At 44.3% G+C, this 13,490-nt stretch carries 13 protein-coding genes; 12 read left to right on the top strand and 1 reads right to left on the bottom strand.

The annotated features are described in order from the left end of the window. Window positions 1-48 precede the first annotated feature (48 nt). From MHH56_RS20735 to MHH56_RS20685, 11 genes are all read left to right on the top strand, one after another. Entirely contained in the window at window positions 49-2,004 is a 1,956-nt protein-coding gene (locus tag MHH56_RS20735) for a hypothetical protein (protein ID WP_339203563.1), read from the top strand. 33 nt (window positions 2,005-2,037) lie between these two features. Continuing rightward, window positions 2,038-3,081: a pilus assembly protein PilM gene (pilM, locus tag MHH56_RS20730; RefSeq protein WP_339203561.1), complete on the top strand. Its 1,044-nt coding sequence runs from the start codon at window positions 2,038-2,040 to the stop codon at window positions 3,079-3,081. After that, window positions 3,078-3,680 carry a hypothetical protein gene (locus tag MHH56_RS20725; RefSeq protein ID WP_339203560.1) on the top strand — a complete coding sequence of 201 codons (603 nt, stop codon included), beginning with the start codon at window positions 3,078-3,080 and terminating at the stop codon, window positions 3,678-3,680. Before pilM ends, MHH56_RS20725 begins: the two co-directional genes overlap by 4 nt. Before the next feature lie 2 nt (window positions 3,681-3,682). After that, window positions 3,683-4,372 carry a hypothetical protein gene (locus MHH56_RS20720; RefSeq protein WP_339203559.1) on the top strand — a complete coding sequence of 230 codons (690 nt, stop codon included), beginning with the start codon at window positions 3,683-3,685 and terminating at the stop codon, window positions 4,370-4,372. A 211-nt stretch (window positions 4,373-4,583) separates the two neighbouring features. After that, complete coding sequence (gene hemE / locus MHH56_RS20715) at window positions 4,584-5,654, top strand: uroporphyrinogen decarboxylase (RefSeq protein ID WP_339203558.1); 1,071 nt, start codon at window positions 4,584-4,586, stop codon at window positions 5,652-5,654. Then, window positions 5,647-6,600, top strand: coding sequence for a ferrochelatase (hemH, locus tag MHH56_RS20710; protein WP_339203557.1), 954 nt, complete (start codon window positions 5,647-5,649; stop codon window positions 6,598-6,600). Before hemE ends, hemH begins: the two co-directional genes overlap by 8 nt. A 5-nt stretch (window positions 6,601-6,605) precedes the next feature. After that, window positions 6,606-8,072 (top strand): protoporphyrinogen oxidase, encoded by a 1,467-nt coding sequence (gene hemG, locus MHH56_RS20705; protein ID WP_339203556.1) that lies wholly within the window; start codon window positions 6,606-6,608, stop codon window positions 8,070-8,072. Window positions 8,073-8,172: 100 nt separating this feature from the next. After that, the gene (locus tag MHH56_RS20700) at window positions 8,173-9,465 is read left to right on the top strand and encodes a CapA family protein (RefSeq protein WP_339203554.1); all 1,293 of its coding nucleotides are present in this window, start codon (window positions 8,173-8,175) and stop codon (window positions 9,463-9,465) included. Between the two features lie 24 nt (window positions 9,466-9,489). Further along, window positions 9,490-10,251, top strand: coding sequence for a glycerophosphodiester phosphodiesterase family protein (locus tag MHH56_RS20695; RefSeq protein WP_339203551.1), 762 nt, complete (start codon window positions 9,490-9,492; stop codon window positions 10,249-10,251). Between the two features lie 79 nt (window positions 10,252-10,330). Further along, entirely contained in the window at window positions 10,331-11,191 is an 861-nt protein-coding gene (locus tag MHH56_RS20690) for a DUF92 domain-containing protein (protein WP_339203550.1), read from the top strand. A gap of 463 nt (window positions 11,192-11,654) precedes the next feature. Next, window positions 11,655-12,149, top strand: coding sequence for a DinB family protein (locus MHH56_RS20685; protein ID WP_339203549.1), 495 nt, complete (start codon window positions 11,655-11,657; stop codon window positions 12,147-12,149). Between the two features lie 74 nt (window positions 12,150-12,223). Here MHH56_RS20685 and MHH56_RS20680 read toward each other — a convergent pair whose 3' ends face one another. Further along, window positions 12,224-12,952, bottom strand: a complete 729-nt coding sequence (locus MHH56_RS20680; RefSeq protein WP_339203547.1) for an SDR family oxidoreductase — start codon at window positions 12,950-12,952, stop codon at window positions 12,224-12,226. A 189-nt stretch (window positions 12,953-13,141) separates the two neighbouring features. On the opposite strand from MHH56_RS20680, the gene MHH56_RS20675 reads away from it, so the two are divergent. Further along, window positions 13,142-13,489, top strand: coding sequence for a helix-turn-helix domain-containing protein (locus tag MHH56_RS20675; protein ID WP_339203544.1), 348 nt, complete (start codon window positions 13,142-13,144; stop codon window positions 13,487-13,489). Window position 13,490 lies beyond the last annotated feature (1 nt).

The raw sequence follows: 13,490 nt of genomic DNA, 5'->3' as shown, positions 1-13,490 counted from the left end.
GTCGGATCGAATTACTCATAGAATAATATGCTCAAGGGGGAAAAGGCAATGATTAAATCTTTTCAGTCTGAAAAAGGCGGAACGTTAATGCTTGTTTTTGGATTTATCGTTATGATTTCCATTGTAATTATTCCGCTTGCTATGAGCACGAGTGTCGGAATGCTGCAGGCCAAAACAAATGCAAATTCAGAGAAATCTTTTACAGATGCTCATTCGGGTATGACCGTGTTTGCCAGAATGTATGAGGAAATGAAGAAGATGGATGTAACGAACAATACAAAGCCAAACATCGAGCATTTAGTTCAAATTATTAATGAAATGGACCAATTAAACGTTCAAGCGGAAATTGTGAATGACAGCCATAATAAGCCGATAGCTGTAGTCTTTGAAGCTGATTACGGAAACGGAAATCAGGTTCGTGCAAGCAAACTAAAGTATAATTTAGTTCCGCTTCATGAACCTACATCTCCTCCGATCGTCGTTGTACCCACTCCAACTCCAGGCCCTACACCATCACCAACCCCGCCGGTCCCTTCAACTGGCAATAAGGTCATTATGAAAAATAGTAACAATACAACAGACAATAAGGATAACAAAAACAATAAAGTGTTTGCAGCATGCTACATATTGCCTGCAACGGGACAAGCGCTGCCGACATCGCATATTTTAAACGACTATACTGATGCTCAGTTTAAAGAATGGTTTGCTCCGACAGCAGATTATTATATCAATCATTCATCTAACGTAATCTCAAACGCGTTCCAGAATGTGTTCTCGGATAAACGGTTTAGTGAGGTTGCTGCACTGGTAAGTAAAGTCACATCAATTGATTTGTCTAAAAGTGAGTCAGGATCTGCAATTATTAATGCCGAAAATGTCAATATAGGAGGTACGCCAAGCACTATTATCACAAAGGATATAGTTATTGACTCCGATAGTAACGGGAATTCTGTTGTGGCAAATGGAGATTTGTATTTCAAGGATATCATCAAAGCAGAAATCCTATTTAAAGGCGACGTACGTGTCGGAGGGAATTTGAGATTTAGAGAACTCGCTGCTGACAAATCGATTACTTTTAAACAAGATGTTCTTGTAAAAGGAAATGTCGTCATTGGTGATACGGGAACCAATGGCACAATCGTTATTGATGGTGATCTAATTGTGAATGGTAATTTAGTGGTAAATAATACACTGACAAACTTTTTTGTCAAAGGCGATATTATAGTGAATGGTGACATTGAGTATAAGAGCACCGTTCTAAGATGGCATGTCGACGGCGGTATGGTTGTGAAAGGAAGTATAAATGCAACGAATGGTATTACTAGCTTTGATGTGAAAAAGGATATTGTTGTTCAAGGCGGGATGCTCTTCACCAATCCTGTTGCAGAGTCAAGAGATGGTGTAACAGGATTATTCTCTATTGGTGGGTCCTTGAAGGTGAAAGGAATCCTTCAAATTAAAAATACAGTTTATAGCTTTGTCGTCGCAGGAGATGTCATTGCTAATCATAATTTAATCATTAATGATGTCATTAAGAAAAACTTTCAAGTGGGCGGCTCTATCTATATAAAAGGGAATCTGCTACTAGCAAATACAGTTTTTGATTTTAATGTTCTTGGCAATGTGATTGTGGAAGGAGATTTTACTGTTAATAGCACTATCGAGAAAGCATTCAATATTAAAGGCTCATTAGTGTCAAAAGGAAATATTGTTTTTAATAATACTATACAAACGGATGCGGTTATAAAGATTGGTGGAAATCTAATTTCTAAAGCAGATTTAAACTTTGGAGACTGGCGACTAAATGGGAGCCTAGATGTTGGTGGTATGCTTTTAGTATTTAAGGACGCTACCTTTGGTGACTTAAAGAAGGACTGGAATAGTAATCAAACCAAAGGTTTTTACGTAGGTGGTACTACGAAGTTTAATTCGGAGTATGCAACCTCTACATATATAGATGGTCTTGTTAAAGGACACATACAAGAACGTATATGCATTAAGTAACTACATTTTGCACTGCCGAAAGGGGGATGAGAAATGAATCAGTCCATACTTAGAAAACTTACTAATGGTCATCAAACCCTTGGTATTGAAATCACAGACAGCTATGTAAAGGTTTGTGAGATTCAACAAAAGGGAAAGAAGGCTGTTCAATTAATGAACTATTCCTCAAGAGAGCTGCCAGTTGGTGTTGTTGACGATGGCAAGGTGATGGATAAGGAAAAGCTGCAAGCGGTATTGAAAATAGTGTTGGACTCCAGGCGCTTTGGAAGTCGATACGTTCATTTCGCCATTCCTAGTCAAAGAGTGATGGTAAGAAGTCTCAAGCTGCCGGATATCGTAAATGTTGAGATTAAGAAGCTTGTACAGTTCGAAGTGAAAAATAACTTGAGTATGGCATTTGACGATCCTTATTACGATTTCATTAAGCTGCCGAAGGCTGTTAACGCTGAGGCAGTGCTACCATCGGAAGAAGCGAATTTATGCGAGGTATTGGTGGTTGCTGCATCAACGAGCATATTGCAGGATTATGTAGATATTTTCGAACAACTGAAATTAATTCCTTGCAGCATTGAGATCAAGTCATTCTCCCTACTGCGTTTAGTAAAATGGGGGCATATCGATGTCGAAGGAATTAATATTATCGTTAATGTAAATGAACTAAACAGTGAGATAACTATTATAGAAGATGGACATTTCAAAATTACCCGTAATGTTGAGGTATCCTTCAAATCTTTAGTCACAGAACACGACATTGAACAAAATCTTTGGCTAGATAACTACTCAAACCCTGAGCAATTTTTCATGAATGCTGCACAGGATTTAATAGCAGAGCTTGAGCGGTTAATGAATTTTTACTACTACAATATCAATAAGAGTGAACGTACATTCAGCCGAGTAATAGTCTCTGGTGATATTTTACAACTAGATAAGCTAGCTTCTTTAATGGAGGATAGTCTAACCCCGCCTGTAGCGTTGCTGAATTTGGATCTATTATCTAAAGCAGGAAAGGATAGCAGCTGGAGTGTTCCAATGTATGCCGTGCCGCTTGGTTTAGCTTTGAGGGGGAAGGGAACATGAAATCAATAAATTTACTGCCTGTGAAGCAAAAATCAAACTCCAAAAATCCAAAGCTGCTGCCGTTGATGTTGTTATTAATGTTAATTTTGTTAAGCTCGCAGCTGTACTATACGAAGACTTGGCAAGCGGAAGCTAGCAGATTTCAACAGGAGAGCTTAGGATCGGAGCAGGAAGCCGACAAAATCCGTAATAACGGCGATTTGAAGGTTAAGGTGGACGCATATAAACAAGCTGAGCAAATGATTGCCCAATTAGAGCTTAATCGAACGGAATGGAAGTCGTATTTGGCGGCCATTATTGGAAATCTGCCTTTGACAACAAAAATAATGACGATATCCGCTAGTGATGATCTGAAAATTAGTATGGAGCTCGATTTTGTGAATGCATCTGAGGTGATTCAATATATGAAGGACTTGGAGGAGAATGATAAGCTTCAAGGTGTTGTATTATCTTCTTTCTATAAGAAAGCGGACGAGCAAACGTCTGCGGAAGCTGTTACTTCAGGTACAAACGGCGAAACCGTCATAGAAATGAAAAGAAAAGAAGTTTATAAGCTAGCCTTGGTCATTGAGCTTAATAAGGAAAAAGGAGCTCAATAAATATGGAAATCAAATTAAAAGTTGCCAAGCCGTCGCTTACTAAATTTCAGATTTATTTTATCATTGGCATTGCTATATTGGTAATGGTGAACGCAGTATCTTTGTATGTTTACCTATTACCTGAGCTAGAGAACTTGAAGCAAGTTAAACAAGTGTTAGAACAAAAAAAACTGACGCTGCAAAGTGTGAGAAACGAATATTCTGATGAGAAGATATCAGAGAAAGAGATTGAACAATTAACGAACCGTGTGCCTGTAAGCAGAGTTGACTCAGATAACCTCATTTTTTTTCAAGATTTAGCGTTGCTCTCTATGGCACCGCTAGCTTATGTAAAGCAATCGAATGAGGATGAAAATATTCCACAAACCTCTGAGACTGCGGAGCCAAATTTAAATATCATTACTAATAACCTCGAAGTGGTTGTCGTTGGTCATCTTCCTAGTCTATTGCTCTATATCGACAATATGCAAAAGCATGAAAGGTTGTTCACATTACAAAAATGGAACTTGACGGAATTAACTAAAGAAATCGTTAGTAATGATTATCCAGATTTATATTCGCATCCTTTCATTAAGAAAGATAAACCGATTCTTTCCTTGCGAATGAACATTCAAACGTACATATTTCCTCAATATGCAGACGTTTTCCGTAAAGTCAGTGATACGGAGAAAACTCAGGAGCAATCAGCTTAATTCAAGGGAATGTCATAAGTACAAGATGGCTTATTAGTTAGAGTGCTACAGCTCTTATTAATGAAGCCATCTTTTTTTCATACATCCTTCATGCAACCTGCTGCTGATTGTCATACTATTGTCATAGGAAGTGGAGTGTCGGCGGTTGTTAGGTTTGCGGAAAAAGGGCATAATGGAAGCATAGGAAAATACATAGAAATGGGGAACGGGAATGTCTTATAACGACCGTTTCATACGGGCTTGCCGGAAGGAACAAGTAGATCAATTACCTGTATGGTACATGCGACAAGCGGGACGATATGATCCTGAGTATCGCAAAATAAAAGAGAAGTATTCTTTGCTTGAAATATGCAAACAGCCGGAGCTTGCGGCTGAAGTAACGATGATGCCTGTTCGTAAACTGGGTGTCGATGCAGCTATTTTGTATTCTGATATTATGAATCCAGTAGCATCTATCGGAATTGATTTTGATATTGTAGCTAATATTGGGCCCGTAATTGCGAACCCGATTCGTTCGGCTGCTGATGTTGAGCGCTTGAAGCCGATTGATGTGGAAGGCGATCTAGGCCATGTCATTGAGACGATTCGGATACTGGACCGTGAGCTGGAAGTGCCGTTAATTACGTTCGCTGGTGCACCATTCACCATCGCCAGCTATTTAATTGAAGGAAGGCCTTCGAAAAACTATTTGCGGACGAAAGAAATGATGTACAGCGAGCCGGAGCTATGGCATGAATTGATGCGTAAGCTTGGCGACATGGTCATCACTTATTTGCGCGCGCATATCGCGGCAGGCGGTAAAGCCTTTCAATTGTTCGACAGCTGGGTAGGCGCTTTGACGCCAGCGGATTTCCGGAAATTCGTCTTGCCGACGATTGAGCGTATTTTTGCAGAATTGTCAGACTTGCCGCAGCCGAAAATTTACTTCCCAGGCGTAAGCTCGGGAGAGCTGCTTCCAGAACTATTAAATGTCAAATCAGATGTCATCGGTCTCGACTGGCGGATTTCGATTGCAGAAGGCCGTCGGAGACTGGATCATGGTTTTGCCGTGCAAGGCAATCTAGATCCTACAATTCTGACTGCACCTATTAGCGTAATTGAGTCCTATGCGAAAGAGATCATTGATAGCGGAATAGAGGAGCCAGGATTTATTTTCAACCTTGGTCATGGTTTGTTCCCTGAAGCATCACTCGAGAAGCTGGCTCAGTTAACTGCATTCGTACAATCGTATTCTAAAAAGGCAATCGCTGCACGCAGCCATAAGGAGACTAGTCATGTCTGAGCATAAAGCGAAACAAATAGGCGTACTTGTAATGTCCTACGGAACGCCGGAATCGATGGATGATGTTGAAACGTATTACACGCATATTCGCCGCGGCAATGCACCAACTCCTGAACTGCTTGCTGAGCTTAAGGGTCGTTATGAAGCAATTATAGGCGGGGTTTTCCCACTGCGTGAAAATACAAACGGTCAGGTTGCCGGCTTGCAGGACAAACTAGAGCAGCTGGCTCCTAATAAATTCACATGCTACCAGGGCTTGAAGCACGCAAAACCGTATATTGAAGACGGTGTTGAGCAAATGGCGAAGGACGGCATCACACAAGCAGTAGGAATCGTACTTGCGCCCCATTTTTCAACGATGAGTGTGGGCAGTTATATTAAGCGTGCGGAAGAAAAGGCGAAAGAGCTAGGTATCGCGATGACTTTCGTAAAGCAATACCATATGCATCCGAAATTGCTTGAGGCGCTAACGGATCGCGTTGTAGCTGGATTAGAACGCTTGGACGCTGCTACAGATGGTGAAGAGCGTGTGAAGGTGCTTTTTAGCGCACATAGCTTGCCTGAAAAAATTCGTGAGCTTGGTGATCCTTATGAGCAGCAGCTGCTTGAAACTTCCGCAGCGGTTGCGAAAGCAGCTAATGTGAAGGATTGGCAGTTTACTTGGCAAAGCGCAGGAAGGACAAGAGACCCTTGGCTTGGCCCTGATATTTTGGAAACATTGCCAGTGCTCGCTGAAGAAGGCGTAAAAGCAGTACTTGTTGCACCAGTTGGTTTCGTATCAGATCATTTGGAAGTGTTGTACGATCTTGATATTGAAGCACAAGCTGCTGCGAAAGAGCTGAATATGACTTTGGATAGAATTGCGATGCTGAATCGTGATCCTTTATATATGGAAACATTGGCAGAATCGGTCATCGAGGCTTTGGACAGCCAAGGGAAGGAATGAATGAGATGCGGAGAATCGGAAAACCTGATCGAATTGTCATTATTGGCGGAGGGATCAGCGGACTGAGCTCCGCTTTTTATTTGCAGCGGGAAGCGGAGCGGCAAGGCAGGGAGCTGGAGATAACCATCGTAGATGGGGCTCCTGCCTTAGGCGGAAAAATTAATACGCTGCAGCGTGACGGGTTCGTCATCGAGAAAGGGCCGGATTCTTTTTTGGCGCGCAAGCTTGCCATCATTGATTTGGCGGAGGAGCTTGGCATAGCGGACGAGCTTACGACAACGAATCCAGGAGCGAAAAAAACATATATTTTGCATCAAAGAAAGCTGTTTCCGATGCCAGCGGGACTCGTGCTTGGGGTTCCGACTGAAATTGGGCCATTCGTGAAAACAGGCTTATTGTCATGGGGCGGCAAGCTGCGGGCGCTGATGGATTTGGTTCTGCCTGTTCGCAAGGAGCAAAGCGATGAGTCGCTTGGTGGTTTTTTGGAACGACGAGTGGGCAATCAAGTGATGCGGCGCATCGCGGAGCCGCTGCTTGCAGGTATTTATGCAGGTGATCTAAAAAAGCTAAGTCTGCAAGCTACGTTTCCGCAGTTTGCCGCGTCAGAGCGCAAGCATGGCAGCCTGATTCGCGGCATGCAGCATAACCGTAAAGTGAGTGCTGCTGCAGGAGCGCTTCCAGCCGTCGCAAAGGGTGGAACTTTTTTGACGTTTAAGGGTGGTTTGTCTTCGCTAGTTAACGCACTAGATAAAGCTTTGAGCAAAATGCAGCGACGACTCAGTACAAAAGTTGTGGAAATTAAACGATGTGCGGATCTAGCATTAAGCAGCGATCAAGCTGTTTCTAGTGCGTCAGAGGGGGCACGATATGAGGTTGTCCTTGATAGCGGGGAGACGCTGTGGGCGGATCAAATCGTGATGACGGCACCTGCATATAACGCGGCAGAGCTGCTTGCGCCTTTGACAGAAGTTAATGAGCTGCGCGCTATTAATTATGTATCCGTTGCGAACGTTGTACTGGCATTTGATAAAGCGACGTTTGGGCTCGATTTTGACGGTTCGGGATTTGTAGTGCCTCGCTCAGAAGGTTTGCAAATTACTGCTTGCACATGGACATCAAATAAATGGCTGCATTCGAGTCCGAATGACAAGGTGCTGCTTCGCTGCTATGTCGGACGGTCGGGTGATGAAGAAAGCGTTAGACTTCCGGATGCTGAGCTTATTAAGGCTGTGCGGCGAGATATTGAAGAAACAATGGGCATAAAGGCAGAGCCTTTGTTTGTTGAAATTACGAGGTTGCCGCGCTCCATGCCGCAATATCCGGTGGGTCATGTTGAGAATATGAAACAGCTGCGAGAACGCTTCGAACAGGAGCTGCCAGGAGTTTGGATTACAGGTGCAGCATTCGATGGAGTAGGTCTTCCGGACTGCATAAGACAGGGCAAGGAAGCTGCTCAAGAACTATTAAAGTAAGCTCGCAATAATAGTTCTCCCCGCGAAGGTGGATCATTGCTATAATGGAAGAGTCTAGCTATTCATAGACTTTGATTCTATTAAAGAGGAGCCATCTTCCATGCACATATCACGTTCTGAAACGCATCAGCAGGATAGGTCTAAACGTAAAAAGAGGCTTCGAAGACTCATTTTCGTTAATTTGTCGCTGCTAGGCATCATTATAATCGTATTAGGTGCCTGGCTAGCGGCTGAAAATTCAGATAAGCTCAAAGGTTTGTTAAGCTTCGCAGGTGATGGGAATAAAGGACAAAATCAAACGGTTAACCCAGGTGATAAAGGGTCAGAAAAAGAGCCGGATTTAACAGAAGACGTCGATTTGTCTGGAAATGACACAGAATCCAATCTACCGAATGAAGAGGAAGATACTTCTGCTATAACGGATCCTAACGGTGCCGGCAGCGAGGAAGAGAGAATCAGCCTTTCCTTTGTAGGGGATTTGCTCGTTGCTGATTATGTGAGCGCCATCACTGCCCGTGAAGGCTATGAGTATCTCTATCAACCTGCAATGCTGTACCTAAGCGAGCCGGATCTGACGGCTGGCAATTTGGAATTTCCAGTAACGAAGCGTGGTACTCCGGTAACAGGAACGCCGTATGTGTTTAAAGGTTCGCCTGATGTTCTTCCATCGATACGCAATGCAGGCTTTGATGTTTTGAGCTTAGCCAACAACCATGCGCTTGACCAAGGGGTTGAGGGCATGCTCGACACGATGAAATATTTGGATGAAGCAGGCCTATCGCATATGGGGGCGGGCAATAATGATACCGAGGCTTTCACTCCGGTTATCAAAGAGGTTCGGGGCATTAAAGTAGCTTATATTGGCCTCAGCAGAGTCGTGCCGTTCTCTTCATGGAAAGCGGATAAAAATGTGGCAGGATTAGCTGAAACCTACGACACTCGGCGCGCGACGGAAGCGATTGCGAAAGCAAAGAAGGAAGCCGATATCGTTGTCGTGATGGTGCACTGGGGCAAGGAACGAGTCGATCAGCCCGAGCCTTATCAAAAAGATTTTGGCAAACAATATATCGATGCGGGAGCAGATCTGGTGATCGGAAGCCACCCGCATGTGCTGCAAGGCTTCGAAATGTATAAAGGCAAATGGATTGCATACAGTTTAGGAAACTTTATTTTTAGCTCATATCCCAAGGAGACAGCGGGCGAGACCGGTGTTCTTGACGCTTTATGCACAAAAAACGGGGATTGTGAGATGACGTTTCATCCGATGTTTACAGTTAATGCGCAGCCTACTCCATTAGAGGGAGAAAAAGCAAAAGCGTTACTCGATCGGCTAACATCGGTCTCCTTTGGCGTAAAGCTGAATGAGGATGGACGCATTACACCTGAAAAATGAGCCGAGTGAGAGGATGAGCGTTTAATGAAAAATCCGTGCGTAGCGCACCGAGGCTGGTCTAGCCGCGCGCCGGAAAATACGATGGCAGCTATACGATTGGCGCTTGCTGATCCACTAATTGAATGGATTGAAATTGATGTTCATCTTTCAAAGGATCATGTACCGATGGTGATTCATGATTATACGCTGCGCAGAACGACAGATGGAAAAGGCGATGTGAAAAAAAAGACGGCTGACGAGCTTGCTGAACTGGATGCAGGAAATTGGTTTTCACAAAAGTATCAAGGCGAGCATATTCCGACGCTTGCTCAGGTGCTTAAAGAATCGGTCGGACACTGCAAGCTTAACATCGAGCTGAAGACGGATGGCATCCGTTATCCGTTGATCGAGCAGAAGGTGCTTGAATGTATTCAAGCATATAAAGCGGAAAGTGAAGTGGTCATCACGTCCTTTCATGAAGGGACATTATACCGAATGAAGCGCCTATGCAGCCAAATCCGTACTGGTATTATTATAGACGGCTGGCGGAATTCGCTGCCTAAGGAGCTAAAAGAGCTTGGAGCAGATTTTTTATCAATCAGCTATTCCAAGCTAAACAAGGAACGCGTCGAGCTATTGAAAAATGCAGGCATTCAAATTATGGCCTGGACGATCAATGAGAAACGTGCGATCCGTAAAATTGCTGCACTTGATCCGGAATTATTAATATGTACAAATTACCCGGAACGCTGGCATGAGCTGCGGGCTGAAAGCATGGAATTAGAAGTAGTGAATAGAAAAAAATGATTAAAATTAATAAATAGAGTGCAAGGAATAAGATAGCAAGCATGTATGGGTTGTGTATAAGCAGGAGGTTGCTCGCTAGATGGTAGGATGGATAGATGAATGGTGGTTGCGTCTGATTATCGGCTTAGTGGGCAGCTGCTTTATTGCAGCAGCAGCCTATCATGTGAAATCATTGTCCGCTTCAGGCGCGTGCTCGGCGATCATAATGGGAACCGGCTTCGTAACACTAGGTGAACCGGTCTGGTTTGGATTATTGATCGGTTTTTTTGTTTCATCGAGTGTATGGTCGAAGTGGAAGAGAAAACATAGAGCGAAGGAAGCTGCTGAAGCCAAATATGCAAAGACTGGCCGCCGTGATGCAGGGCAAGTATGGGCAAATGGCGGCGTAGGACTCCTATTGTGCGCCGCTCATGCAATATGGCCTGATGATGGGTGGCTATTCGCGTACATCGGCGTGATGGCTGCTGTAAACGCGGATACATGGGCCACGGAGATCGGGGCCTTAAGTAAGACGGCGCCGCGATCGGTGACGAGCGGCAAGCCGGTCACGCCTGGAACGAGCGGCGGCGTCACGCCGCTCGGCAGCGCAGCAGCGCTCGCAGGCGCCGTGTTCATCGGCGCCGTTGCCGCGCTGCTGCTTGCGGCCCCGCAGCCAGCAGAGGCTGCTGCGGGTACCCTTGGCGGCGCGGCGGCGGTATACATCGCCGCCGCAGCCGCCGCTGGCCTGGCCGGGGCGTTCGCCGACTCTTTGCTCGGCGCAACCGGCCAGGCCATGTATCGCTGCCGGGTATGCGGCAGCGAGATCGAACGCGCCGCGCATTGCGGCAGCGCGGCGGAGCAAGTACGCGGCTTCGCCTGGCTGAACAACGACAGAGTGAACCTTCTGTCGTCGTTGCTTGCAGGCGTGCTAGCATGGGGGATCGGTCAAGTTTTTCTGTGACCGATGCGAATAGCTAATGTGAAAAGACTGATCAGGATGTGAAATCACCTGAACAGTCTTTTTTAACAAACCCGCGCAATAAGCACACATATGCGCTTACAGCACAAAAAGCAGCCTAATTAGCTGTCTGTAAGAACACATACGTTCTTACAGAGTAAATTCAGCGTATGCAACCTCAAACCACACGCAATAAGCACACATATGCGCTTACAGCACAAAAAGCAGCCTAATTAGCTGTCTGTAAGAACACATACGTTCTTACAGAGTAGATTCAGCGTAAGAATAACCTCAAACTCGCGCAATAAGCACACATATGCGCTTACAGCACAAAAAGCAGCCTAATTAGCTGTCTGTAAGAACACATACGTTCTTACAGAGTAGATTCAGCGTAAGAATAACCTCAAACACGCGCAATAAGCACAAATATGTGCTTACAGCGCCAGAAATACAAGGAGGGACTCATATGAACGACAGTTTTAATCGGGAGTGGTTAACCACTAAATTTGAAGAAATCCGAAAAAGAATGCTGAAGGCGATCGATCAGCTCGATGATGACCAGTTGAATTGGCAGCCTGATTCATCAAGTCACAGCATATCGATGTTGATCAATCACATAGATGGCAATATTGAAGAGAGAATCGTGAAAGGTATTTTACATGTAGATAATAAGAGAAGCCGTGACAATGAGTTTAAAGCTGAATATGTAAAGAAGGCAGCCTTGCAAACGATCATTCAGGATAGGCTGCAGCTGGTCATCGATACGATTCAGACGATTTCGGATGAAGCATTGGGACAAACCCAAACGGTGAGGAACCGGGAAAGAACGAACTTGGATATGCTGCATCAATGTGCTGCCCATTATTCTGAACATATGGGACAACTATTCTATATTGCAAAACTATGTTTGAAAGAGGAATACACATCCACTTCAGTGGTTCGCTCAAAGTCATACGAATAGATTACAGAACCAAAAGATTCCTTGCCATTGCTAAGGAATCTTTTGGTGTTATCAGTGCTCTACAAAACACCTGCTTAACGCAAAATATATCCGCCATCAGGGAAAAGGGTGCTTCCAGTTGTATACGCATTAGTCATTAAATAAATTGTAGTATGGGCTGCTTCTTCAGCTTGACCGATTTTGCCTAACAGATTAATTTTCGCATAGGCATCATAAGATTGGTCTCTAACTTCCTGCTCTGCACCCTCCCAGTTGAAATTCGTATGGATGGTGCCGGGAGATATGACGTTGACACGTATAGGAGCAAGTTCAACCGCCAGCGCTTTGCAAAGACTTTCGATAGCGCCGTTGCAGGCAGCATAGGAAGCGCCGCCCGCAAGCGGCCGTTGGCCAAAAGCACCGGACATGAGCACGATTGAGCCATTCGAGTTAATAAATGGAGCAGCGTATTTCACCGCATTGTACTGCGGCCAAAATTTTGAATTAAAGCAGCTGTGTGCAACCTCAGCACTTGATGTAATTGGACCTCGAACGTAGGAGGCGCCCGGTGTAAATAAATGGTCGAAATGACCGATCTGCTCGAAAAAAGACTGAAGCGCCAGTTCATTCTTGTTATCTAATGCATAGGCTTCAACATGCTCATGGCCTAAATACTGCCATGCAGCATCCAATCTTTCTTTGGACCGGCCGGCAATGACAACCTGAGCCCCTTGCCCTATCGCTTGTTTTGCAGTCGCTAAGCCAATACCTGAGCTTCCTCCAATAATGACGATACGTTTATTTTTTAATGAAAAATTAGACATGATCATATTCTCCTTTTGTAGTCAAATCACTTCTAATGTTTATTATTCATGACAAAAACAAGACTGCCAAGTACGCACTTTGTTCGTACTTAGTACGAAAAATCGTACTAATCATAAAAAAAATATAATGACTGGAACAAACGTGCGCATGCAAATAACATGCGGTATGATGATAGTGGAGGTGATACGATGATTACGGATTTGAAGGAACCGAGGCTAAAAGGTGTACTTACCACCCTTCATATGATTGGCGGGAAATGGAAGCCGCTTATATTGTTTATTTTATTAATTGACGGGACAAAACGATTTGGTGAGCTAAGACGGCTTATTCCTGAAGTCTCGCAAGGCACGCTTGCGAAGCAGCTTCGCGAGCTCGAAGAGGATGAGCTCATTACCCGTGTTATCTATCAAGAAGTGCCTCCGAAGGTGGAGTACAGCATTTCGGAACACGGAAGAACACTGACCTCGGTGCTTGATAGCATGTGCGGCTGGGGTAGGGAACATTTGGTTTATGTTAATACGAAGGAAATGAAATAAT

The sequence above is a fragment of the Paenibacillus sp. FSL K6-3182 genome (assembly GCF_037976325.1).
Lineage (GTDB): Bacteria > Bacillota > Bacilli > Paenibacillales > Paenibacillaceae > Pristimantibacillus.
This window is presented reverse-complemented; position numbering and strand designations above follow the sequence as displayed.

What these genes read in the sequence shown, in the direction of transcription:
- MHH56_RS20735 (WP_339203563.1), top strand. Translation starts at nt 49, where the DNA reads ATGATTAAATCTTTTCAGTCTGAAAAAGGCGGAACGTTAATGCTTGTT.
- pilM (WP_339203561.1), top strand. Translation starts at nt 2,038, where the DNA reads ATGAATCAGTCCATACTTAGAAAACTTACTAATGGTCATCAAACCCTT.
- MHH56_RS20725 (WP_339203560.1), top strand. Translation starts at nt 3,078, where the DNA reads ATGAAATCAATAAATTTACTGCCTGTGAAGCAAAAATCAAACTCCAAA.
- MHH56_RS20720 (WP_339203559.1), top strand. Translation starts at nt 3,683, where the DNA reads ATGGAAATCAAATTAAAAGTTGCCAAGCCGTCGCTTACTAAATTTCAG.
- hemE (WP_339203558.1), top strand. Translation starts at nt 4,584, where the DNA reads ATGTCTTATAACGACCGTTTCATACGGGCTTGCCGGAAGGAACAAGTA.
- hemH (WP_339203557.1), top strand. Translation starts at nt 5,647, where the DNA reads ATGTCTGAGCATAAAGCGAAACAAATAGGCGTACTTGTAATGTCCTAC.
- hemG (WP_339203556.1), top strand. Translation starts at nt 6,606, where the DNA reads ATGCGGAGAATCGGAAAACCTGATCGAATTGTCATTATTGGCGGAGGG.
- MHH56_RS20700 (WP_339203554.1), top strand. Translation starts at nt 8,173, where the DNA reads ATGCACATATCACGTTCTGAAACGCATCAGCAGGATAGGTCTAAACGT.
- MHH56_RS20695 (WP_339203551.1), top strand. Translation starts at nt 9,490, where the DNA reads ATGAAAAATCCGTGCGTAGCGCACCGAGGCTGGTCTAGCCGCGCGCCG.
- MHH56_RS20690 (WP_339203550.1), top strand. Translation starts at nt 10,331, where the DNA reads ATGGTAGGATGGATAGATGAATGGTGGTTGCGTCTGATTATCGGCTTA.
- MHH56_RS20685 (WP_339203549.1), top strand. Translation starts at nt 11,655, where the DNA reads ATGAACGACAGTTTTAATCGGGAGTGGTTAACCACTAAATTTGAAGAA.
- MHH56_RS20680 (WP_339203547.1), bottom strand. Translation starts at nt 12,952, where the DNA reads ATGTCTAATTTTTCATTAAAAAATAAACGTATCGTCATTATTGGAGGA.
- MHH56_RS20675 (WP_339203544.1), top strand. Translation starts at nt 13,142, where the DNA reads ATGATTACGGATTTGAAGGAACCGAGGCTAAAAGGTGTACTTACCACC.